We start from the raw sequence: 21,545 nt of genomic DNA, 5'->3' as shown, positions 1-21,545 counted from the left end.
CGCCGCCCCTGGCAGAACCAGGGGCGGCGGGCTGGGCTACTTTCCGGAGATGCTCTTGGGCCGAGCGGGGTCGATGACCGACTTGGGGTCAAAGAAGTTGCTCAGCACCTTGCGCCCGTCCACGGCCGCCTTCAGCGAGATGCCGTCGATGTTGATGCGGGCCTCGCGCAGATAGCCCTTGCCCCACTGACCCCAGGCCGGGGTGGAGCCATCCACGTTGAAGTAGAAGTTGTAGCCCTGCTTCTTCAGGTAGTCATACTTGGCGCCGGAGTACTTGGGCAGGCCGGAGATGTCCGCGCCGAACGGGTAGATCAGCAGGTCCGTCTTGCCGACGATGGGCTCCACGTCAGACTTCCACTTGGACGTGTCAGCCTTGATCTGCGAGAGCGAGGACTTGGTGAAGTTGATGTGACCCCAGGCGTGTGAGGAGAACTCCCAGCCGGTGGACTTGAGCTTGTCTGCGACCTTGGTGGCCTCCGCGATGTCCGCGTCCAGGTTCTTGTTCTTGCCCTTGTAGATGCTGGGCGAGGAGCGGTAACCCAGCACGCCGTTGTACCCGGTCAGGGCCAGCACGCCCTTGTGGCCGTACGGCGCAAAATCCGGGTGCTTCTTCACGAACTCATCCACGATCGGCATCACGTCATAGTCGCCCACGGTGGTCTTCTTGGTCTCCGGGTCCGTGTACTCGTTCTTCACCGAGCCGTCCTCCGTGACCACGAGCTTGGTCGGGAAGCCATCACCCTTCATGTACTCGTAATAGGACACATCGTCGATGGAGAGAACCATTGGCTTCTTGCCCACGGGAACGTTGAGCTTGGTGGGCTTCATGTTGCCCTTGGAGTCCACGGAGGCCAGCGCGTGCGGGCTCACCAGAACGTAATCGTTGTCGTAGACCTGCTGCAGCACCTTCTTGAACTCACCCACCGTGACCATGTAGTCCAGGTAGCCGCGGCCGGACTCCGGGTCCTTGAACGCCACCTTCGGGTTCACCACGAGGGAGTGGAAGAAGAGGTGCGGAACCATCGAGTTATCCGCCCAGACCTTGGTCTTGACCTTCTTATCCAGCGGGGTGGAGACCACCTTGGTGGCCTCGTCGGAGGCCGGTGTGGTGCCATCGCTTGGCTTGGCCCCGTCGGAGGAACCGGCGGACCCACTGCCCGACGGCGCGGGGGCAGTCCCCGAGCCCTGTGCAGACGCGCTGCCGTTGGGCTGGGCGGAGGAGGAATTCTGGTCTCCGGAGGCGGTGCACCCAGCGAGTGCGAGCGCACCGGCGGCCAAGATGGCGGGCAACACTCGCAGCGAGCGACGGTTGAAAGAGAACTGCACGGGGACTCCTCATAGGGGGTACGCCTCCGACGGCATCATCGAGGCGGTGGCACCCCTAACGGTAGCCACCCCAGGTGACGGTTCGGTGCCATGTGGCTGCACCGTTGCGCAGTCGTCGCACGATCGTCGTGCAACCGTGACGATCCGGCGCGGGGGCAGGAGCTCCAGGGCTGGCCGATGTCCACCGGGTTTTCGCCGTGGGACCGATCAACGTTCGGTCGTGGGGCCAAAACCCGGTGGAAAAGCGGCGGTCAGGCCGGGGTACGGCGGATGAGCGCCCAGGAAATGAAGCCTGCTGCCGCCGCGATGACGGCAACGATGAGGCTGATCACCCAGACGGCGGTGGCGGGGGCGAGCAGGGTCGCGAGTCCGCCCCACCAGTCCAGTTTGGCGACCAGGAAGTACACGCCGATGAGGACGGCGACCATGGCGATGAGCGTGGTGGTGAGGGCCAGGGTGCCGCCTCGCTTCCAGATGGTTCCCATGCAGAAGCCCACGTTGAGCGCCATGAGCGCGGAGATGGCGTAGAGGACGAAGTAGCCGGGGTGGCCGGCCTCGCCGAGATACTCGAACGTGGCGTAATGCCCGCCCGTCCACCAGCCGTTTGTGAGGCCCTCCAACGCTCCAAAGAGCCACATGGCCGCCCCGAAGACCACGGACACCAGCCCGTAAACCAAGAGGGTGCCCAGGTAGAAGTCGCGCCGCGTGAAGGAGAGCGCTTGGGCAAACGGGAAGGTGTAGACCACGGATTGCGAGCCAACCACCAGGAGATACCAGAGCGGCGCCTGGGCTGAGCCCGCGTACAGGTTGGTATTGGGGCCGGTGGCTGCATACACCGCCGCCCACACCGCCAGCGTCAGCGCAAAGGCTCCACCCCAGACCAGCAGGGGGACCCAGACAAAGGTCTGGCGATTGGTGAGCTGGACTCTGGCCACCTTCAGGATGGGCGAGCCGGATGTACGTGGGGTCGCAAGGGTCGTCATGACGTGCCTCCTGAGAGGGTGCTGGTGTGGGCCGTGGTGGTGCTGGCCTCCGAGGCCCGCGTGAGATAAACGATGGACTGCTGCAGGGACTCGGCCGCCACGCCGACCCCCGCCGCCTCTGCTGCCGCACGGGCAGCCGCATCAAAGCGCCCCCGGACGGTGAGTTGCGTGACGGGACCCAAGTCCCGGCGAGCCAAGATCGGAAGGCCGGCAGCGGCGTCGAGCACCGCCTGCGAAGGCCCGCTCAGGGACGTGACCGCCCCGCGAACCTCCTCCACCGGCGCGTCCAAAACCAGGTGCCCGTCCTCCAGGAGCAGCACGTGCTCCAGGACGTCCGCGATCTCGTCGATCAGGTGGCTGGAGAGCACCACGGTGCGCGGGTGCTCCGCGAAATCCGCCAGCAGGTGGTCGTAAAAGACCTGCCGCGCCACCGCATCCAGGCCCAGATACGGCTCATCAAAGAACGTGAGATCCGCCCGGGACGCCAGCCCAATCACGATGCCAACCGAGCTAAATTGCCCGCGGCTGAGCTTCTTGATGCGTCGCTTGAGGGGCAGGCGCAACTCACCGACCAGCTGGTCCGCGAAGGCCTGATCCCAGTTGGGGTAGGCGATGGCGGCGGAGGCGAGCGCGTGCTTGACCGTGTAGTCGTCCGGGTACTTCTGGGACTCCTTCATGAAGCACATGCGCGCCAACGTGGCGCGGTGCTCGTAGGGTGTGTGGCCAAAAACGAGCGCGTCCCCCGCGCTGGGGAAGGCCTGCGCCGTGGCCAGGGACATGAGCGTGGACTTGCCGGCGCCGTTGCGGCCCAGCAGGCCATAGATGTGGCCTGCGGCCAAGGTGGTGGTGACGGATTCAAGGGCCGTGGTGTCGCGATAGGCCTTGCTGAGCCCACGCAATTCCAGTGCGGGTGTGGCATTCATGGCTTCTCCGAAGGGGTAATGGTGGTGGAGAGGAGCATCTGCGCCAGCTCCTCGCGGGTCATACCCAGCCGCGCGGCTTCTGCCAGCACGGGGGTGAGGAAGGTTGCCGCGAAGTCCTGCTGGCGGCGGGTGCGCAACGCCTGGCGGGCGCCGGTGGAGACGAACATGCCGATTCCTCGCTGCTTGTGCAGGACTCCGGCGTCCACTAAGAGATTCAGGCCCTTGGCGGCGGTGGCCGGGTTGATGCCGTGGAAGGCGGCGAGCTCGTTGGTGGAGGGTGCGCGCGCCCCCTCGGGGAGGGTGCCGTCCAGCACCTGCTCCTCCAGCTGCTCGGCGATCTGGAAGAAGATCGCCCGCGAATCGTCGAACATCGACTGCGTCCTTGCTTTGTTGGTTAGTTACTCGACTAATGAACCACTGAAGTGGGGTGGCTGTCAAGGGTGGGTCGTCGCTGACCCATGTCGCAGAGCGTGCAGACCCCTGAGGGAATCAGCCCCGCCCCACCACCCGATCCAGGTAGGCGTTGGCGAACATCCCGCCGGGGTCCACTTGGGCGCGCACCCGCCGGAAGTCCTCGAAGCGCGGATAAACCCGTGCCAGATCCGGCGCGTCCATGGTGTGGATCTTGCCCCAGTGGGGGCGCCCGCCGGCGGCCCGCAGGATGGGCTCCACCGCCGCGAAAAAGGGCACGTGGTCCTCCTTCACGAAGCGGTGCAGCGCAAAATAGGCGCTCTCCCGGCCGGACGCGGTGCCCAACCACGTATCGTCCGCGCCGGCCGTGCGCACCTCCACAGGGAAAGTGATCCCGGAACCACAGCCATTCACGGCGGCCATGACCTCGCGGAAGACCTCCTCAAAGTCCTCCAGGGGCACCGCGTACTCCATCTCTCTGAAGCGCGTGCGCCGCGGCGAAACGAAGATCCGGTCGGAGCGGTCCGAATACTGCCGATCCCCCATGGCCGTCGCCGCAAAACGGTTGAGTGCGGGAACGGCTCGGGGTATCGCCCTGCCCGCCTCGCAGAGAAGGCGGAGTCCGCCGTTACCCAGCAACTCGTCGTCGAGCAGGTGTTGCCGCCGTGTCAGCGGGCGCCGCGAAACCCCCGCCTCCTGGCGCATATTGCTCTTGGTCGCGGCGAGCTGGGTGTGCTGGAACCAGTAGAACTCCAGGTGATCCACCTCGCGGCTGCGCTGCACAAAGGACTCGATCATGTGCTCCAGCGGCTCGGGGTGCTCCGCCGCGGAGACCGTGAACGCCGGGACGCACTGCAGCGTGACCTCCAGCAGCACGCCGATGGCGCCAAGGCCCACGCGAGCGGCCTGGAACAGTTCGGGGTGATGCTGCGCGCTCGCCGTGAGCACCGTGCCGTCCGCCAGCGCGATCCGCACCGAGCGCAACATCCCGGAGTACCCCGTGAAGCCCAGACCCGTGCCATGCGTGCCCGTGGCCAGGGCGCCAGCGATGGACTGGCGATCAATGTCCCCCATGTTCGCCAGCGCCAGCCCGTACGGCTCCAGCGCGTCAGAAATGCGCCACACCCGCGTGCCGCCGAGCAGGGAAACCAGCCCGCTGACGGGATCAACGCGCGTGAGCCCCTGCAGCCGGTCCAGGCTGATCAGGGTTCCGTCTGTGGCCGCGATATCAGTGAAGGAATGGCCCCCGCCCACGACCTTGACCCGCCGCCCCTCGCGATGTGCGGCGCGCAGGAGCGCCAGCAGTTGGTCTTCGGTTCCCGGCTGCTCGACGCCGCTGGGTCGGGACTGCGCGCTGCGACCCCAATTGCGCCACACGCCATGGCGATCCACGAGTGCTGGCTGCTTGGCGCCGCGCTGGCCGTGCTGCGCGGAGAACCCGGTTGTCTTCATAGGAAGGCCTTTCCCTCGCCGCGGTAGGTGGGCAGCACGTCCTCGACGCTGCCGTCCCGGATGACTGCCAGCTCGTTGACTCGCTCACACAACTCTCCGGCCTTGGCGTGACGGAACCAGACGACGTCGCCCGGGTGGAGCCTGCGCGCGGCGTCGCCGACCAGCGGGGTTTGGACCTCTCCCGCGGCCTCCGTGGGGCGGTACTTGAGGCCGCGCGGCCAGGCGATGGTGGGGAGGCGATCCGCGGCCGGCGGGCCGGAGGCCACCCATCCGCCACCCAATACTGTGGCCGTTTCCGGGCTGGGGCGGCGCACCACGTCCAGGCCAAAGTGCAAGGCGTGGTGCGGTGAGAAGTGGGTGTAGTGATCAAAGAGGCCGGGGCCAAAGACCCCGGAGCCGGCGGCGACCTCCGTGATGGCGGGCTCCGCGGCCGTGGACTCGATGGATCCCGTCCCGCCTCCGTTCACAAACTCGAGCTCGGCGACCAGCCGCACGGCGGCCACGGCCTCCGCGCGGCGCTGGGCCAGCTCCTTGGAGGAGGCCGCCTGCATGGCGCGCACTGCCGCCGCGCGCGGGCCCGAGCCGGCGTTGCCCACGCCGGCCACCTGACCCTCGTAGGCCATCAGCCCCACCACCTTGAAGCCGGGGCGCCGGACCACGGCCGTGGCGAGCGCGGCGAGCTGATCTGGGCGGTGAACGGGGGAGCGGGCGGCACCGATCTGCAGGGAACGGGTGGGGCGGTAGGAGGCGTCTAACTCCAGGGCCACGCGCAGCTCGGGGTGGCCGGGGGCGGCGGTGTCGATGAAGTCCAGCTGCTCGGTCGAGTCCACCATGAGGGTGATCGCGGCGCGGGCTGGGTCGCTCGCGGCAAGCTCCCGAAGCCCGGCGGCGTCCGCCGTGGGGTAGCCGATCACCAGATTGCCGTTCCCGTGGGAAGCCAGCCAGAGGGCCTCGGGGAGGGTGAAGGCCAGGAGGCCCTCAAAAAATTCAGTGGCCAGGACGCGGTCCAGGACGCCGCGGACGCGGACGGACTTGGACGCCAGGCGCAGCGGCACCCCGGCAGCCCGGGTTCCCAGGTCCGCGACGTTTGCCTCCAGCGCCGCGGCGTCAAGGACGGCGACCGGCCGCGAGTCGAGACCCGCGGCGTGCAGGGCATCCTCGTAGCCGGCAAGGCGCGCGGCGTCTTCTCCGGGGAGGGCGGTGGTCCGGGGCACGGTGCTTCCTGACGGTCGGGGATGGAGCGAGGCTACCGGAAGGGCGGGGGGCCGGCGCCTGGTTTCCGCGGGCACGTGCATCCGCGGGTGAGCGCGAGGGCCTGCGGCGCGGTTGAATAGGGGTATGACGGATATGCACCCCGCGCGGGACTCGGTGGACCCGGACAGCCCCTTCGTGGAGATCGCTGTGGAGGTCTTCACCATGCTGGCGGACGCCACGCGGGTCAGGCTCATCCTGGCGATGCGCGGCGGCGAGGTCTCCGTGAATGAGCTCGCCGAGCGCGTGGGCAAGTCCCCGGCCGCCGTCTCTCAGCACCTGGCGAAGCTGCGCCTGGCGCACCTGGTCCACTCCCGCCAGGAGGGGAATCGCGTCTTCTACGGCCTGGCTAATCCGCACGCGGCTCGCCTGGTGGTGGACGCGTTGCAGCAGGCCGCGCACGCCACGGACAGCGTGCCGCTGGGGCACGACGAGCCGCCCGAGCACTGATCCGCTCGGACTGCGCGTCTGAGCTTGGTTGGGTCAGCACCTGCCCGACGGCGTGGGGCTGGGTGGGGTGCCCCGTGGATCCCCCGTGTTTTCGGGGATCCCCTGTCTAGTGGGCAGGGGATCCACGAAAACACGGGGGATCGTGGGTAACTCAGGGGATCCACGGCCGACGCCCGTGCCGAATCCTGTGAACCGCGTCATCTTTCCTCGCTATCTGCGCACATGCGCAGATAGCGAGGTAGAGTCCTTCCATGAGGCGTCCACCGGGGCGCCACCACGCAACACCAGAGTCCGGAGGCTCTCATGGGACACGACCACGCTCACGGCACGGCCACGACCAACCATCGCAGGCTCCTGATCGCGTTCTCGCTCACGTCTGTGGTGCTGGTGGTGGAGGTCGTTGGGGCCATCATCACGGGCTCGCTCGCCCTGCTGGTGGACGCGGCGCACATGCTGACGGATGTGCTGGGGCTCGGGCTGGCACTGGGGGCGGGGCGCCTCATCACCCGCCCGGCGACCGGGCGCTACACCTGGGGGTTCCAGCGCGCGGAGATCGTCTCCGCCACGGCCCAGGCCGCGATCCTGCTCAGCGTGGGCGTCTTTGTGCTGATCGAGGGCATTCGCCGATTGGGTGAACCCTCAGAAGTTCCCGGCGTGGGACTCATTATCTTTGGCGTGATCGGGCTGCTGGCCAATGTGATTTCGCTGCTGGTGCTGCGCGGTGGTGACAAGGCCAGCCTGAACATGCGCGCGGCAACCCTTGAGGTCCTGAACGACGCGGTGGGCTCGGTGGCCGTGTTGGTCTCCGGCATCCTGATTGTGACGATGGGCTGGACCTGGGTGGATGCGGTGGCGGGCCTGTTGATCGCCCTGCTGATCCTGCCGCGCGCCGCGAAGATCCTGTGGCAGGCCGTTCGCGTGCTGATGGAGGCCGCGCCGGAGGGGATCGAGGCCGGGGAACTCAAGGTGCACCTGGAGGAGTTGCCGCGCGTCGTGGCCGTGCATGATCTGCACGTCTCCCGCATCTCCTCCAGCACCACCGTCATGACGGCGCACGTGGTGGTGGAGGAAGCGGCCTTCCGGGACGGCGGCGCGGTGGAGATTCTGCGCAAGCTTCAAACCTGCGCCGCGGAGCATTTCGACGTGTCCTTTGAGCACTCCACCTTTCAACTGGAGCCGCCGGAGGAACAGGTGACCGAGCGCCCACTGCACGGCTAATGCGCGGCCCGGCGGCCAACAAAAGGTCACGGGCAGGTCAAGGTTCGGTATCGGAATTGTTCCCGGGGGCCAGGATCGTATTTCATCCATCCAGATGATAGACAACGGGGCTTCCGATGGATGGCGCGGATCCTGACTCCCTGATCCCCGGCGAGCCGCATTTTGCAAGGGGTCTGAGCCAGTGTGAAGCACGAATAAACCACCTTGCGCCCTGCCATCAGCGGCCTACTCTGGAATCTATGCAACGCTCCCGTGCCGCGGTTTTGGCCGCCTTCACCAGCGCTGCGCTGGTGCTGCTTGCGCCGGTAGCAGCCAACGCCGCCGCACCTTCGCGCACCGCGATGGAGCCCGGCGCAGCGACGAACCCGAGCATCATCGTGGCCACCGCGGACGCGGGCCTCAGCGCTGACGAGGACGGAAAGGTCCTGTCCTCCCTGCGTTCCGGAAACGACGAGGCCGCCAAGGATCTTGCCAAGAGCCTGCAGGGTGCCCGCCCGGATGTGGTGGTGCTGACCGGAATCGACGTCGACTCCTCCGCGGCCACCGTTGATGTGCTGCGGGAGCAGTACCTGGAAAAGGCCCAAGACGGCACCCAGCCCATTACGTACTCCTTTGTTTTTGCCCCTCAGACCAACTCGGGTGTGGCCTCCGGTGCCGACCTGGACGAAGACGGCACCGTCGGGGGTCCCGGGGACGCGCTGGGGCACGGCGCCTTTGAGGGCCAGGAATCAATGGTGGTGCTTTCGCGCCTCCCCATCGATAACTCCGCTGTGCGCACCTTTGACTCGATGCTGTGGAAGGACCTGCCCGGAAATCACGTGAAGCAGGCCGGCTACTCGTCCCTGGTCACCAGCACCTTGCCCCTGCAGTCGACGAGCCTGTGGGACGTGCCGCTGACCGTGGGTAGCTCCACCGTCCACGTCCTTGCTACCTCTGCCACTCCCGCCGGCGGATCCGAGGCCGCGGACGAGCAGCGCCACGAGGATCAGCTCAGCTTCCTGACTCGCTACTCCTCCGGAGACGCCTCCCTGAAATCCATCGTGGATGATCAGGGCCGTCCGGGCCCGCTGGCCGCCTCAGCCCGGACCGTGGTGGTGGGATCCCTGGGTGCCGACGCGGACCAGAACGATGCAGGCTCCTCCTCGGTGCAGAGTTTCCTTGACGCCGCAGGCGCAGGCACCGTGGCACCGAGCTGGGGCTCGGATCGTAGCCGCGCCGCCGCACCGTTTGTGTGGTCAGCACCCCTGCGCAAGTTGCTCGATGACAGCGCCCGTTCCACCCGCATTGGCGTGGAGGATTCCGGCCGCTTTGACTACGTGGTGCCCTCCAGCGAGATGCGCACCCAGCGCTCCGGCATGGCCAAGGCCGCCACCGATCAGCCCACGGGCGTCAGCTCGCGCCTGGTCTGGGTGAGCCTGAGCCGCTAGGCGCGTGGTCAACTCCGTGCCTCCCCGGCGCCCCGTTGTGGTGCGTTCGCGTTCCGAGCGTGAGGCGGAGGGCACGGACCTGGTCCTGATCCTTCACGGCTACGGATCCGATACCGATCGCGTGAGCGGACTCTTTGATGCGCTGCCGCCCAGCGCCACCGGCGTGGCCATCCGCGGCCCCTTTGAGATGGACGACGACGAGTACGGTTGGTTCCTGCTGGATTGGGGACTGCGCCCGGACCTGGCCCACGTGCTGGAGGCCGCGCAGCACGCCTTCACGGTGCAGGACGAGCTGGCCCCGCACCACCGCTCCGTCTCCGTGGCGGGGCATTCGCAGGGCATGGCCATGGCCACCACCATGATGCGGCTGCGCCCAGGACGCTATGCCACTGGCGTGGGGCTCTCAGGCTTTGTGGTGGACCAACCGCTGCTTGACCTTGGCGGGGGTACGGAGGCGGATCCCGTGCCGTTCTTTTGGGGTCGCGACCGCGCCGACCTGGTCATCAACCCTGACGCGCAGGACTCCGCAGGGGAGTGGTTGGAGGAACGCACGCGGCTCACCGCCCGGACGTATCCGGGCATGGGCCACGGGATCGGCGCCGAGGAGTTGCGCGACGTCGCCGCCTTTTGGCGCCTGTACCTGGGGACGTAAGCGGGTGAGCGCACGGGAACAGGGGCGCCGCTTCGCGTTGCGCGCAGAATCCCGGAACCGCCCAGGCTTGTGACCTACGCTTGCCTCACCATGAAGAAGTCAAAGCGATCACTGTCGGTGCCTCTGCAGACGCGTGAGGCCATTGCCCACCAAGTCACCGGAGCGGACGGCAAGCCAAAGCAGGGCGTCCAGAACGCCATGCTCAAGGTCCTTGGCATCCAGCGCCCGCTGGTTTTGGCGTACCTGCGCCGCTTGCGCAAACGCCACCCCAACGCGAGCGTGGTTGACCTGGCCCGCATGGCGGAGCGCGACTATCTGCGCACCGTCACCGGCACCGGGGCAGGCGGGGGAGTCGCCGCCGTCGTGCCGGGTGTGGGAACTGTTGCCTCCTTCGGTGTCTCCGCCGGCGTGGCCGTGGCCTTCCTTGAATCAAGCGCGCTGTACGCGCAGACCATTGCCGAGTTGCACGGGATCGCCGTGGAGGATCCGGAGCAGGCGCGCAACCTGGTCATGGCCGTGCTGCTGGGAGACGAGGCCGCCGGGATGATGGCCGGCGTCAGCGACCAGCTGGTTTCCGGGCCCAAGGGCATGGCCGGTTGGGGCGCCGCCTTTGGCGTGGCGACCGGCAAGGGCGGCGCGTGGTCAAGCATCGGCAAGGAATTGCAGACCCGCTTCCTGCGCCACTTCGCCGCGTCGCAGGCGGCGGGCGCCATGGGACGCGCGCTGCCGTTTGGGATCGGGGCCGCCGTGGGCGGCATCTCCAACCGCGTCCTGGGCCGGCGCGTGGTCCAGTCCACGATGTCTGCGTTTGCGGGGCTGCGCTCGCTGAACGCGGGAGAGCTCGACGCCGCTGTGGCCGGGGCCAGCCCTCACCTCGAGTCCCTGGCGCGCAAGGAACGCGAGAAGGACCTGCTTCAGCTCGAGTCGGCGCGCGGCGGTACGGCCGCCGGTGCTTCCGCGGCCGCCGGTTCGCCGACGGATGCGTCCGCGCGCGGCGAGGTGGACGCGGCGGTGGAGGCCGAGCTGCGCCGCAGACGAGAGCTCGGGGCCTAGCCGGCCAGGCGCCCCGGACGGTCAACGTCTGGGGCGGGGGCTAACTGCCCAGCACCGCGTGGGCCACGGCGAAGATGGCCAGGCCGGCCAGCGAACCCACCACCGTGCCGTTGATGCGGATGAATTGCAGATCGCGCCCCACCATGAGCTCAATGCGATCCGCGGCCTCGGCGCCGTCCCAGGAGGAGACGGTGTCGGTGATGAGCTCCGTGGCCTGGTGGCGGTAGGTGGTGACCACGTAGCTCGCGGCGTTGCGGATCCAGCCGTCGATCTTGTCCGCGAGGGGATCTCCCGCGGCCAGGCGTGTGCCAAAGTCTCGCAGCCCGGACTCGAAGGCCTGCCGCAGTGGCGACTCCGGATCCTCGGCGGCCTCCGTCAGCGAGTCCTTGAGGCGGTTCCACGCGTCAAGGGCCACCTGGTGCAGGCGGGGATCGTCGATGAAGGAGCGCTTGAGCCGCTCCACCGTCTCGATGGTCTCCGGGTCGTTTTGCATCTTGACGGCCAGGCCCTCCAGCCATTCGTCGATGGCGCGGCGCGCGGGGTGTTCCGGGTCAAGGCGCATGGTGGTGAGGAACTTGGTGAGCTCCACGTGCAGGCGCTCACCGATTAGGCGGTCCACGGAGCGCGGCAGCCAGGATGGCGAGCGGTCGGTCACCAGGTCAACGACCGTCTCGGGGTGCTCGCGTGCCCAATCAACGGCCCGGTCCACCAGCACGTCCACCGCACCTCGGTGATGCCCGTCCTCCACCAGTCGCTGCAGCAGCAGGCCAAGCGTGGAGGACCATTCCGGTTCCAGCATGTGTTTGCGCACCAGGTCCTCCGCGACGCGCTGCACGTCCGCGTCGGAGACCACGTCCAAGAGGCCGCGCACCAGGGCGGCGCCCTGCGTGGCGACCTGGTCCGCGTTGCCGGGGGTGGCCAGCCAGGCGCCGGCCTTCTTGGCAACCGTGACCTGGGCCAGCTTGGCGGTGAGCACCTCGTCGGAGAGGAAGTTTTCTTCCACGAAGTCTCCCAGGCTCTCACCGATCTGGTCCTTCTTGCGTGGGATCAGGCCCGTGTGAGGGATGGGAAGCCCGAGCGGCCGCTTGAACAGGGCCGTCACGGCGAACCAGTCTGCCAGGGCGCCCACCATGCCGCCCTCCGCTGCGGCGCGGACGTAGGCGAGCCATGGGTAGCGCTCCTGCAGGGCAAAGGCGAAGACAAAGATGATCGCGAGGCCGATGAGGGCGCCGGTCGCGATCCACTTCATGCGGTTCAGGGCCGCGCGCCGGTCCGCGTCCGTCTGGCCGGAGAGCAAGGGGAGGCTGGTCATGGCTCCATCTTCCCTCAGCCCCACTGCAGTTCACCGCGAGGACACCCGGACGCGTTAGCGTGGATGCATGCCACGATTTTTTGCTCACCGCGGTTCCTCCCACGCTTTTGCCGAGAACACGCGGGCTGCGTACCTGCAGGCCGTGCGGGATGGCGCCGACGGAATTGAATGCGATGTCCACCTGAGCGCGGACGGCCACGTGGTGTGTCACCACGACGCCACGCTCGGCCGCACCAGCGATGGCGAGGGCCATGTGCGGGAGCTGACGCTGGCCCAGCTGCGCGGCTTTGACTACAGCGGGTGGAAGGGCGCCCAGATCCCGCCGGAGTTTGGCGGCGTGGGGGATCAGCTGTGCACCCTGGTTGACCTGGTCCGCATTGCCCAGGGCGCCAAGCGGCCCATCGAGCTCGCGGTGGAGACTAAGCATCAGGACGGCGACGATCCGCGCCTGGAGCCGGCCGTCATGGAGGTGTTGGAGTCGCTGGGGTTTGACCGCGCCACGCGCCGCATCGGGGATGTGACTGTGTCCTTCATGAGTTTTGAGTCGCGCGCCGTAGACCGGCTCCTTGAGGTGGTCCCGCGCCAGGGCGTGTGCACGCTGATTGAGGACAAGGGACAGGGGTGGGAGGAAGACGCCCTGGCGGATGCCGAGGCGGCCGCCGCCGGCCCCGGCGAGTACCGGCGCCGCTTTGTTGAGTCCGCCCGGGCATTGGATCGGGGCCGCGCCGCTCTGATAGGCCCAGGCGTCGATTTTGTGCGCCAGCACGAGGACGTGGTGCGCGGCTGGCTGGAGCGGGCGGGCGCCCGGGTGTGGACGGTGGACCTGCTCGACGACGCTCGCTACCTTTTGGGGGTCGGCGTCACCGAGTTGACGAGTAACCGCCCCGCGCAGCTGCGCGCGGAGCTGGAGGCCGCCGGGCTCGCCTGAGCGCGGCGCGAAAGCGCCCCTCTCAACGTGCCCCGGCAGGCAGGTGACGCGGGCGTCATCGGTTCGCCCGCGGCGTCGGGCAATGGATAACCTGGCCGCATGACAATGCCCAAGATGACGCCAGCCGTGGCGCAGGGGCTCTCGCTGGCCGTCGCCACCGGCCTCTATGGCATCTCCTTCGGGGCGTTGGGAGTCGCGGCCGGGCTGGATGTGTGGCAGACCGTAGTGCTGTCCCTCTTCATGTTTACCGGCGGCAGCCAATTCGCCTTCATCGGCGTGCTCGCAGGCGGGGGCGGAGGCGGCCCGGCGTTTGCCGCCGGTGCGCTGCTCGGCGTGCGCAACGTGGTCTACGGGATGCAGATCAACGCCTTGGTGCGCCCCGGATACACGCCGCTGGCCGCCCACGTCACCATCGACGAATCCACCGCGACCGCGCTGACTCAGCATGATCCGGCGGAGCGCAAGCGCGGATTCTGGGTGGCCGGAATCGGTATCTGGATTCTCTGGAATGTGCTCACGTTGGTGGGGGCGCTGCTCGGCGAGGCCATGGGAGATCCCAAGGTCTGGGGCCTGGACGGCGCCGCCGTGGCCGCCTTCCTTGGCCTGCTCTGGCCGCGTCTGAAGGGCCGCGAGCCGTGGGCGCTGGCGGTCGTGGCTGGCTTGGTGACCGCGCTGGTGGTGCCGTGGGTGCCCGCCGGGGTGCCGATTCTGGTGGCGGCCGTGGTGGCCGCGCTGTGGGGTTGGTTTGTGCCGGAGCCCGGGCCAGGGGCGCCGCGGTTGCTGCGCACGCGCGCGCCGCGGGATCCGCGGGGTCCGCGCGCGCCGCGTAGCCCCCGGAACCCCCGGAGCCCCCGGAACCCCAGGGGACAAGGCGACCGGGGAGGTGCGGCATGACGCTGTGGATGTGGATCATCTTGGCGTGCGCGGTGGCGTACCTGACCAAGCTGCTTGGCTATCTGGTGTCCAGGCGCTGGCTTGAATCCGAGCGCGCGCTGCGCGTGGCTGGCTGCCTCACGATTGGGCTGCTGGCCTCGCTTCTGGTGACCAATGCCTTTGTTTCTGGCTCCTCGGTGGTGCTGGACGCGCGGCTTGGCGCCTTGATCGCCGCGGCGGTTGCGCTGATGTTGCGCGCGCCGTTCCTGGTGGTCGTGATCTCCGGAGCGGCGGCCGCGGCGTTATTGCGGCTGGCGGGGTGGGGGTAGGGCCCGCACCCCGGGCTTGGCGGCCCCCGGGCGCGGCTTAAAGATACTTAAGCGGTCTCAATATGACAGCGATTACACAAATGTGTGATCGCGCTCACGCGATCGACTAGTCTTTGAGCACGCCAACCTGCCGGTGGTCATGTTGTTGACCCGGTTTCGGGAGGCTCATCACCTACCCAGGAGGAACCCATGACCCGCAAGGGAATGCGCCGCGGCCTGACCGTCGCTGCCACCACCGTGGCCGTGTCGGCTCTGCTGCTGAGCGGCTGCGCGTCCAAGCGTGACGAAGGAACTGGCGGCTCCGGCGGCAGCGCCGAAGGAAACGTGAACTCGACCTTCTCGTTCGCCGCCTCGTCTGATCCCAAGTCCCTTGACCCGGCCTTCGCCTCTGATGGCGAGTCCTTCCGCGTTTCGCGCCAGATCTTTGAGGGTCTGGTTGGCACCAAGGCTGGCACCGCCGACCCGGCGCCGCTGCTCGCGGAGTCCTGGGAGGAGTCCTCCAAGGGCACCGTCTATGACTTCAAGCTCAAGACCGGCGTGAAGTTCCAGGACGGCACGGCATTTGACGCCAAGGCCGTCTGCGCCAACTTTGATCGCTGGTACAACTTCAAGGGGATCCAGCAGAGCGAGGGCGTGGGCTACTACTACAAGTCGCTCTTCCAGGGCTATGCGGACAAGGACACCGACAAGGCCGTCTACAAGTCCTGCGAGGCCGCCGGTGACTCCGAGGCCAAGGTCACCCTGACCCGCCCGTGGGTTGGCTTCATCCCCGCGCTGTCCCTGCCGGCCTTTGCCATGCAGTCCCCTGAGGCCATGAAGAAGTACAAGGCCGATGAGACCTCCGGCAGTGCCGATGCCCCGAAGCTGTCCCAGTATGCCCTGGGCAACCCCGTGGGTACCGGCCCCTTCAAGTTCTCTGAGTGGAAGAACGGCGACCACATCACCCTGGAGCGCAACGCCGACTACTGGGGAGACAAGGGCCAGATCGAGAAGATCATCTTCCGCGTGATCGCTGATGCCCCGGCCCGTAAGCAGGCGCTGGAGGCCAAGGAGATTGACGGCTATGACCTGGTGGGCCCCGCGGACCTGAAGGTCCTGAAGGACGCCGGCTTTAACCTGATCAACCGCGATCCGTTCAACGTTCTCTACCTTGGCATCAACTCCAAGGAGAAGGAGCTCTCCAACGTCAAGGTGCGTCAGGCCATCTCCTACGCCATCGACAAGGATGCCCTGATCAAGCAGGTCATGCCAGAGGGCACCAAGACCGCCATGGAGTTCATCCCGAGCTCGGTGCGCGGCTACACGGAGAACGTGGAGAAGTACGAGTACAACGTGGAGAAGGCCAAGGAGCTCCTCAAGGAGGCCGGCTACCCGGATGGCTTCAAGACCACGTTCTACTACCCCACGGACGTCTCCCGCCCGTACATGCCGACCCCGGCGGACACCTTCACCAACATCTCCCAGCAGCTGGATGCCGTGGGCATCAAGGTGGAGGCCAAGCCCATGAAGTGGACCGAGTACACCTCTTATGTGCAGGGCAACGACAAGCACGGCCTGCACATGCTTGGTTGGACCGGTGACTACAACGATCCCGATAACTTCGTTGGCGTCTTCTTCAACGGTGAGAAGCCCGAGTTCGGCTTCGACAACGCTGAGCTGTTCAAGAACCTTGAGGACGCTCGCCAGATGAGTGATCAGGGTGCGCAGACCAAGAAGTATGAGGAGATCATGAAGCAGATCTCCGATCTGGTTCCGGCCGTGCCGCTGGCACATCCGGTCCCGACTCTCGCCTTCAACGAGCGCGTGACGACCTACCCGGCCTCCCCGGTGCAGGACGAGGTTTACAACCAGATCAAGCTCTCCAAGTGATTCGGACGGTGTGATTGGGGGCGCCGGCGCAGGCCGCCGGCGCCCCCCTTCCCCGTTCCGATGACCTCATCGAAGGGTTATCGTGCTCAAATTCATCATCAAGCGGCTGGGGCTGCTGCTTCTCACCCTCTTTGGGCTCTCCATCCTGCTGTTTCTGTGGGTGCGTGCCCTGCCCGGCGGTCCCGCGACCGCCATGCTCGGCGAGCGTGCCACCCCGGAGGCCATCGCGGCGATTAACAAGGCGTACGGCTTTGACCGGCCCATCCTTGAGCAGTACGTGACCTACATGGGCAAGGTCATCACCGGCGACTTCGGCAACTCAACGCAGAGCCAGCGCCCGGTCCTGACCCAGTTCTTTAACCAGTTCCCGGCCACCGCGGAATTGGCCCTCTTCGCCATTCTCTTTGCGGTGCTGATCGGTATCCCGCTGGGTTACTGGGCCGCCAAGAACTACGGCAAGTGGCAGGACAACTTCTCCGTCATCCTGTCCCTGCTTGGCGTGGTCATTCCCGTCTTCTTCCTTGCCTTCATCCTCAAGTGGATCTTTGCGGTTCAGCTGGGATGGCTGCCCACCTCTGGCCGCCAGGACGTGGGCTTGGATGCCACGCATTACACCAACTTCTTCCTCTTGGACGGCCTGATCACCGCCGAATTTGATGCCGGCTGGGACGCGTTCAAGCACCTGATCCTGCCGGGTATTGCCCTGGGATCCATCCCGCTGGCGATCATCACGCGCATCACGCGCGCGGCGGTACTGGAGGTGCAGGGCGCCGACTACGTGCGCACGGCCAAGGCCAAGGGCATGACCCCCAGCATCCTGCGTGATCGCTTCATCCTGCGAAACGCCATGCTGCCGGTCGCCACCACGGTGGGCCTGCAGCTGGGCCTGCTCTTTGCCGGCGCGGTGCTGACCGAGACCGTGTTTGCCTACCAGGGCCTTGGTTATGGCATTGCACAGGCCATCACGAACGCCGACTACCCGGTGTTGCAGGCGTACATCATGTTTATTGCCGTGATCTACGCGCTGATCAACCTTGTCGTGGACCTGCTCTACGGCGTTATCGACCCGAGGGTGCGTGTGAAATGAGCGCCAACATTCCGGATCCGAACCTGCTGCCGGACGGGGCGCCGGTCACCGGCACTGCCTCCGCGGCCGTCACCGAGCCCGCCGGGAAGGCGCCCAAGAAGGATGCCGGGGATACCCGTCACTCCGATCGCGGCACCTCCATTTGGGGAGAGGCATTCCAGCGGTTGCGCCGCAGCCCCATGGCGATCAGCGGCGCCATCATCATCTTCCTGTTCATCCTGGTGGCCATCTTCGCCCCGATCCTTGCGCCCTATCCGGGCGAGGCAACGCCGGGCATGCGCCTGGTCACGCCGACCAACATTCCCGGGATCGGGACGCCCGGCTACCCGCTTGGCCTGGATAACTTTGGCGGCGACGTGGTCTCCAAGCTGATTTGGGGCGCGCGGTCCTCGCTGCTGGTGGGCGTGATCTCCACGTGCATCGGCCTGGTGGGCGGCCTGTTCCTTGGCGCGCTGGCCGGCGGTTTTGGCGGCTGGATTGACACCGTCATCATGCGCATCGTGGACATTCTGCTCTCCGTCCCGAACCTGCTCATGGCCGTCTCCATCGCGGCGATCGCGGGCCAGAGCCCGTTTGCCGTGATGATCGCCATCGGTGCCGCGCAGATCCCGGTGTTTGCCCGGTTGTTGCGCTCCTCGATGCTGCAGCAGCGCGGCGCGGACTACATCCTCGCGGCGCAGACCCTGGGCTTGGGTCGCGGCAAGATCACCATGTCTCACCTGCTGCCCAATGCGTTGGGCCCCGTGATTGTTCAGGCCACCCTGGCCCTGGCGACCGCGGTGATCGACGCGGCGGCGCTGTCCTTCCTTGGTTTGGGCGGCGGCGTGCCGCAGACGGCCGAGTGGGGGCGCATGCTCACGGTGGCGCAGAACTTCCTGTCCTCCGCGCCGCAGCTCGCGTTCCTGCCCGGTATCTGCATCGCCATCACGGCGCTGGGCTTCACCCTGCTGGGCGAGTCCCTGCGAGAGGCGTTGGACCCCAAGGCGCGCAAGCGCTGACGGTGCTGAGCTAGCGCTGCCAAGCGCACACCAAGGTGCCCGACGCCGCGGACTCACGTTCGCGGCGTCGGGCGCCTTTGCTGTGTGGCCGGGTGTGGCCGGTTGCGGCCGGCGGGTGCGCGGACCGCCCCTACGGTTCGATGAGGTTGGGGGCAAAGCGGCAGAAGTAGTCCGTGATGGGACCGTCGGACTCCCGGATGCCCACGCCAAACGCCTCCTGGTTCACCACCCAGCTCCCCAGGACCGGGTGATTGGGGCCCGCCGAGCCGGGGAAGTTGGGCAGCTCGTGGTACTGCTGGAACACGCGCTCGTTGCCGCGCCCGGCCCGGCGATACTCCTCGCCATTGGCCTGCGTGGTGCCGCCGCGAACGATCTTGATGCCGTCGCCCTCGCGCCCAAAGACCGGCTTGATCACGTAGTCGCTCATGCCGTGCGGGCCGTCCGCGTAGGCGGGCAGCAGGTTGGGATGGTTCGGGAAGAGGTGCCAGAGGGCCACGAGCAGCAGCTTGTTGGAGAGGAACATCTTCCATGGCGGCTCAATCCAGTGCGGAATCACGCCAGGGTAGTCCAGCAACAGCTGCCCAAAGTGGTCCCCCTGCTCCCCGGACATGATGTCCTCCCAGGGGTAAAGCTTAAAGATGTTGCGGATCCGCGGCTGCACCGTGCCATCCGCCAGGATGGGCCGGAAGGGCTCGTCCGCGTACATGGGATTCTCTGGCTGACCCACAAATTCGTGCGCGCCAAAGTCCCAGCCCAGCTGCTCCATCTCGATGGAGGTGGTGCGCCAGCCGGCCTTCTGCGCCATCTCCGCCATGACGGCCACGGTGTTCCAGTCCTCGCCGGAGGAATCCTGGGCCGAGTAGCCATAAAACAGGCGCGTGCCGGTTCCAGCCGCGACCGAAGCCGCCAGCTGCGTCTCCCATCGAGCGATCAGCGCGTCGTAGATGCCATTCCACTGGTCCCATACCCCGGACCCGGTGGAGAGTTTCCCGGCGCTGAGCCGTGCCAGCTCGCCGGAGGCCGTGCGATCCTGCAACCAATCCCACTGCGTGATGGCGGCCTCGATCAGGCCCGTGGGGGTGTCGCCGTTGTACTCCAGCATCTTGGCCGGGGAGCCGTCCCCGGCGTAGGCCAGATCAAAGCGCGCGTACACATCCTGCTCGCGGGCGCCGGTTGCGCCGTCGTACTCCTGCCAGGAGCGCTTGGCCAGCTCAAAGCCGCCCTCGCTCAAGCCCAGGGTGCCCAGCGCGCCGGTGGCCATGTAGGCGGCCGCCTCCAGGCACATGCGGTGCAGCTCCTCGGTCTGCGCCTCCAGCGCCTCCACCTCGGCCAGCGTGAACACGTACGCCGCGGCGTCGTTCCAATACTCCACCGCGCCAACGCCTGGCTTGTGACTCTCGGAGTAGATCAGCCCGGAGGCGTTGATGCGCTCCCGCCAACCCGGGCGAGCCGTGAACTCGAGCCGCTTCACCCTCCGAAGCCACCTTTGCCTGAGCCGCCAAAGCCGCCGCGGGACGTGCCGGAAAAAGTCTTGCCCTTCCGGTCCACGCTGGTGGAGCTCTTGCCGGCAGGGATGGTGGTGGTGCCGCCCATGGTCTTGGTCCCGACCGCCGGAATGGTGGTGCGGCCCGCGCCCAGGAGAAGGAAGTACGGGACGTAGCCGTGGCCGTGCCCGCCGGATCCGTTGCACTTCTCATCCTCCACGCGCAACTGCGTGGACTCCTCGCGGCAAATCTTGGCGTAGTCCGCCTTCGGCGTGGAGTCGTCGTTGGCGCACCCGGCCAGGGTGGTCGCGAGCACCGCGGTGACCCCGACGGAGACGGCGGTGGAGGCCCTGCGGCGGGTGGCGCTGTGCTGTGGCATGTGTCCCCTCATGCTGTGCTCCGGCGGCGCTGCTCGACGGCGTGGGGGCCAGCCGGGCGCGCAGGCGTCGGGTTTATTCGTCGTTTTGCGCTATTCTAACGCCGGATTTTGGGGACTCGATACCTGGCGTGCGGGGTGAGCCGGAGCGTTCCTCCACGTAGCGCCGGGTGACCGACATGTCCCGCTCACCGAGCCCGGCCTCCACGATCCGGGAGAAGGTCCGCTCCAGCACGGGCAAGAGGGGCGCGTCGGTTCCGGTGGCCTGAGCCACCTCGCCGGCGCAGCGCAGATCCTTGAGGAGATATTTGGCGGCGCCTGAGGGGGAGTCGTTGTGCTCCACCAGGCGCTGCTTGCGGGTGTTGAGCAGGCGGGAGCCCGCGTAGCCACCCTCCAGCAGATCCCACATGGCGCCGGCATCCAGCCCCGAGCGCTCGGCCAACACCGTGGCCTCCCCGAGAGCCAAAATGGTTGCGGAGACCACCAGCTGGTTGCAGGCCTTGGCCACCTGGCCCGCCCCCAAGGGGCCCAGGCGCACCGGCGATCCGCAGGCGGACAGGACCGACTCGGCGTGCCCGCAATCCACCTCGCCACCGCCCATCATGATGGACAGGGTGCCCTCGATGGCGCCATCCTCCCCGCCGGAGACGGGCGCATCCACGAGCCGCACCCGGCCGCCGGTGGCAGCCTCCAGCTCGGCCCCCAGGCGCCGGACGCCGGGCGCGGAGGAGGTGGAGCCCAGCAGAACCAGCAGCTCACCGTCGCGTTCCAGTGCGCCGGCCAGAACGCCGTCGGGCAGGATCTGGGAGGCGCCTACCGTCTCAGCCGCGCCAGTGTCCGCCGAGTCGGCGCCAAAAAGCACCTCGCGGGCCTGCGGCAGATCCGGAAGCATCAGCAACAACGCCCCCACGCTGGCACCCAACTCGCGATACGTGGCGTGCCAGGTGGCACCCGCGGCCACCAGCTGTGGCCGCGGCGTGCGCCCGGCCAGGTGCAGCGCGCCGTGCGCGGCCAACAGGTGCCGGGCCATGGGCTCACCCATGGCACCCAAGCCCACCACGCCGATGCCGCCGAGCATCAGCGCCGCCGTGGATTCCGTGCGCACCGACTCGGGCGTCTTCATGACATCAACCTCCGGGCCGC

The 21,545-nt window shown here is 67.5% G+C and carries 21 protein-coding genes; 11 read left to right on the top strand and 10 right to left on the bottom strand.

Translation table 11 applies throughout. From position 1 onward, the window contains the following. Positions 1-36: 36 nt before the first annotated feature. The 6 genes from DWQ67_RS12520 to DWQ67_RS12495 all read right to left on the bottom strand — a co-directional run bounded on the left by DWQ67_RS12520 (position 37) and on the right by DWQ67_RS12495 (position 6,309). Complete coding sequence (locus DWQ67_RS12520) at positions 37-1,326, bottom strand: polysaccharide deacetylase family protein (protein ID WP_233556086.1); 1,290 nt, start codon at positions 1,324-1,326, stop codon at positions 37-39. A gap of 251 nt (positions 1,327-1,577) precedes the next feature. Beyond that, a complete protein-coding gene (locus tag DWQ67_RS12515; protein ID WP_121485938.1) occupies positions 1,578-2,309 on the bottom strand; it encodes a hypothetical protein in 732 nt (243 codons plus the stop codon). Then, positions 2,306-3,232, bottom strand: coding sequence for an ATP-binding cassette domain-containing protein (locus tag DWQ67_RS12510; RefSeq protein WP_121485937.1), 927 nt, complete (start codon positions 3,230-3,232; stop codon positions 2,306-2,308). Before DWQ67_RS12510 ends, DWQ67_RS12515 begins: the two co-directional genes overlap by 4 nt. Then, positions 3,229-3,603, bottom strand: coding sequence for a GntR family transcriptional regulator (locus DWQ67_RS12505; protein ID WP_121485936.1), 375 nt, complete (start codon positions 3,601-3,603; stop codon positions 3,229-3,231). The genes DWQ67_RS12510 and DWQ67_RS12505 overlap by 4 nt, the downstream gene beginning before the upstream one ends. 118 nt (positions 3,604-3,721) lie before the next feature. Next, complete coding sequence (locus DWQ67_RS12500; protein WP_121485935.1) at positions 3,722-5,095, bottom strand: D-arabinono-1,4-lactone oxidase; 1,374 nt, start codon at positions 5,093-5,095, stop codon at positions 3,722-3,724. Next, a complete protein-coding gene (locus DWQ67_RS12495) occupies positions 5,092-6,309 on the bottom strand; it encodes an alanine racemase (protein ID WP_233556085.1) in 1,218 nt (405 codons plus the stop codon). Before DWQ67_RS12495 ends, DWQ67_RS12500 begins: the two co-directional genes overlap by 4 nt. 124 nt (positions 6,310-6,433) lie before the next feature. On the opposite strand from DWQ67_RS12495, the gene DWQ67_RS12490 reads away from it, so the two are divergent. The 5 genes from DWQ67_RS12490 (at position 6,434) to DWQ67_RS12470 (ending at position 11,146) form a co-directional block, all read left to right on the top strand. Next, the gene (locus DWQ67_RS12490; RefSeq protein WP_407645820.1) at positions 6,434-6,796 is read left to right on the top strand and encodes an ArsR/SmtB family transcription factor; all 363 of its coding nucleotides are present in this window, start codon (positions 6,434-6,436) and stop codon (positions 6,794-6,796) included. A gap of 303 nt (positions 6,797-7,099) precedes the next feature. Next, positions 7,100-8,014, top strand: a complete 915-nt coding sequence (locus DWQ67_RS12485) for a cation diffusion facilitator family transporter (RefSeq protein WP_121485933.1) — start codon at positions 7,100-7,102, stop codon at positions 8,012-8,014. A 239-nt stretch (positions 8,015-8,253) separates the two neighbouring features. Beyond that, positions 8,254-9,441 carry an endonuclease/exonuclease/phosphatase family protein gene (locus tag DWQ67_RS12480; protein WP_121485932.1) on the top strand — a complete coding sequence of 396 codons (1,188 nt, stop codon included), beginning with the start codon at positions 8,254-8,256 and terminating at the stop codon, positions 9,439-9,441. Positions 9,442-9,445: 4 nt separating this feature from the next. Continuing rightward, positions 9,446-10,093: an alpha/beta hydrolase gene (locus DWQ67_RS12475; RefSeq protein WP_233556084.1), complete on the top strand. Its 648-nt coding sequence runs from the start codon at positions 9,446-9,448 to the stop codon at positions 10,091-10,093. Between the two features lie 90 nt (positions 10,094-10,183). Next, entirely contained in the window at positions 10,184-11,146 is a 963-nt protein-coding gene (locus DWQ67_RS12470) for a hypothetical protein (RefSeq protein WP_147433698.1), read from the top strand. Between the two features lie 40 nt (positions 11,147-11,186). On the opposite strand, the gene DWQ67_RS12465 is transcribed toward DWQ67_RS12470, so the two are convergent. Then, positions 11,187-12,458, bottom strand: a complete 1,272-nt coding sequence (locus tag DWQ67_RS12465; RefSeq protein ID WP_121485930.1) for a DUF445 domain-containing protein — start codon at positions 12,456-12,458, stop codon at positions 11,187-11,189. A 67-nt stretch (positions 12,459-12,525) separates the two neighbouring features. Between DWQ67_RS12465 and DWQ67_RS12460 the strand changes: the two genes are divergently transcribed. From DWQ67_RS12460 to DWQ67_RS12435, 6 genes are all read left to right on the top strand, one after another. Continuing rightward, entirely contained in the window at positions 12,526-13,386 is an 861-nt protein-coding gene (locus DWQ67_RS12460; protein ID WP_121485929.1) for a glycerophosphodiester phosphodiesterase, read from the top strand. A gap of 99 nt (positions 13,387-13,485) precedes the next feature. After that, complete coding sequence (locus tag DWQ67_RS12455; protein ID WP_199712717.1) at positions 13,486-14,280, top strand: AzlC family ABC transporter permease; 795 nt, start codon at positions 13,486-13,488, stop codon at positions 14,278-14,280. Then, entirely contained in the window at positions 14,277-14,588 is a 312-nt protein-coding gene (locus DWQ67_RS12450; RefSeq protein WP_121485928.1) for an AzlD domain-containing protein, read from the top strand. Before DWQ67_RS12455 ends, DWQ67_RS12450 begins: the two co-directional genes overlap by 4 nt. A gap of 189 nt (positions 14,589-14,777) precedes the next feature. Then, entirely contained in the window at positions 14,778-16,457 is a 1,680-nt protein-coding gene (locus DWQ67_RS12445; protein ID WP_121485927.1) for an ABC transporter substrate-binding protein, read from the top strand. 82 nt (positions 16,458-16,539) lie between these two features. Beyond that, positions 16,540-17,544, top strand: a complete 1,005-nt coding sequence (locus DWQ67_RS12440; RefSeq protein ID WP_121485926.1) for an ABC transporter permease — start codon at positions 16,540-16,542, stop codon at positions 17,542-17,544. Beyond that, positions 17,541-18,542: an ABC transporter permease gene (locus tag DWQ67_RS12435; protein WP_121485925.1), complete on the top strand. Its 1,002-nt coding sequence runs from the start codon at positions 17,541-17,543 to the stop codon at positions 18,540-18,542. The genes DWQ67_RS12440 and DWQ67_RS12435 overlap by 4 nt, the downstream gene beginning before the upstream one ends. A gap of 130 nt (positions 18,543-18,672) precedes the next feature. Here DWQ67_RS12435 and DWQ67_RS12430 read toward each other — a convergent pair whose 3' ends face one another. The 3 genes from DWQ67_RS12430 to DWQ67_RS12420 all read right to left on the bottom strand — a co-directional run bounded on the left by DWQ67_RS12430 (position 18,673) and on the right by DWQ67_RS12420 (position 21,525). Continuing rightward, on the bottom strand, positions 18,673-20,013 hold the full coding sequence (locus DWQ67_RS12430; protein WP_121485924.1) for a glutathionylspermidine synthase family protein: 1,341 nt from the start codon (positions 20,011-20,013) through the stop codon (positions 18,673-18,675). Then, positions 20,010-20,405: a tRNA-dihydrouridine synthase gene (locus DWQ67_RS12425; RefSeq protein ID WP_121485923.1), complete on the bottom strand. Its 396-nt coding sequence runs from the start codon at positions 20,403-20,405 to the stop codon at positions 20,010-20,012. The genes DWQ67_RS12430 and DWQ67_RS12425 overlap by 4 nt, the downstream gene beginning before the upstream one ends. A gap of 73 nt (positions 20,406-20,478) precedes the next feature. After that, positions 20,479-21,525, bottom strand: coding sequence for an NAD(P)-dependent oxidoreductase (locus DWQ67_RS12420; RefSeq protein ID WP_233556083.1), 1,047 nt, complete (start codon positions 21,523-21,525; stop codon positions 20,479-20,481). Positions 21,526-21,545: the final 20 nt, after the last annotated feature.

Source organism: Galactobacter caseinivorans (assembly GCF_003640665.1).
Classification (GTDB): domain Bacteria; phylum Actinomycetota; class Actinomycetes; order Actinomycetales; family Micrococcaceae; genus Galactobacter; species Galactobacter caseinivorans.
The sequence above is the reverse complement of the archived record's forward strand: the minus strand, read 5'-3'. Positions and strand labels throughout refer to the sequence as shown.

Coding starts and splice junctions, on each gene's coding strand:
- DWQ67_RS12515 (WP_121485938.1), bottom strand. CDS start 2,309: ATGACGACCCTTGCGACCCCACGTACATCCGGCTCGCCCATCCTGAAG.
- DWQ67_RS12510 (WP_121485937.1), bottom strand. CDS start 3,232: ATGAATGCCACACCCGCACTGGAATTGCGTGGGCTCAGCAAGGCCTAT.
- DWQ67_RS12505 (WP_121485936.1), bottom strand. CDS start 3,603: ATGTTCGACGATTCGCGGGCGATCTTCTTCCAGATCGCCGAGCAGCTG.
- DWQ67_RS12500 (WP_121485935.1), bottom strand. CDS start 5,095: ATGAAGACAACCGGGTTCTCCGCGCAGCACGGCCAGCGCGGCGCCAAG.
- DWQ67_RS12490 (WP_407645820.1), top strand. CDS start 6,434: ATGACGGATATGCACCCCGCGCGGGACTCGGTGGACCCGGACAGCCCC.
- DWQ67_RS12485 (WP_121485933.1), top strand. CDS start 7,100: ATGGGACACGACCACGCTCACGGCACGGCCACGACCAACCATCGCAGG.
- DWQ67_RS12480 (WP_121485932.1), top strand. CDS start 8,254: ATGCAACGCTCCCGTGCCGCGGTTTTGGCCGCCTTCACCAGCGCTGCG.
- DWQ67_RS12470 (WP_147433698.1), top strand. CDS start 10,184: ATGAAGAAGTCAAAGCGATCACTGTCGGTGCCTCTGCAGACGCGTGAG.
- DWQ67_RS12465 (WP_121485930.1), bottom strand. CDS start 12,458: ATGACCAGCCTCCCCTTGCTCTCCGGCCAGACGGACGCGGACCGGCGC.
- DWQ67_RS12460 (WP_121485929.1), top strand. CDS start 12,526: ATGCCACGATTTTTTGCTCACCGCGGTTCCTCCCACGCTTTTGCCGAG.
- DWQ67_RS12455 (WP_199712717.1), top strand. CDS start 13,486: ATGACAATGCCCAAGATGACGCCAGCCGTGGCGCAGGGGCTCTCGCTG.
- DWQ67_RS12450 (WP_121485928.1), top strand. CDS start 14,277: ATGACGCTGTGGATGTGGATCATCTTGGCGTGCGCGGTGGCGTACCTG.
- DWQ67_RS12445 (WP_121485927.1), top strand. CDS start 14,778: ATGACCCGCAAGGGAATGCGCCGCGGCCTGACCGTCGCTGCCACCACC.
- DWQ67_RS12435 (WP_121485925.1), top strand. CDS start 17,541: ATGAGCGCCAACATTCCGGATCCGAACCTGCTGCCGGACGGGGCGCCG.
- DWQ67_RS12425 (WP_121485923.1), bottom strand. CDS start 20,405: ATGCCACAGCACAGCGCCACCCGCCGCAGGGCCTCCACCGCCGTCTCC.
- DWQ67_RS12420 (WP_233556083.1), bottom strand. CDS start 21,525: ATGAAGACGCCCGAGTCGGTGCGCACGGAATCCACGGCGGCGCTGATG.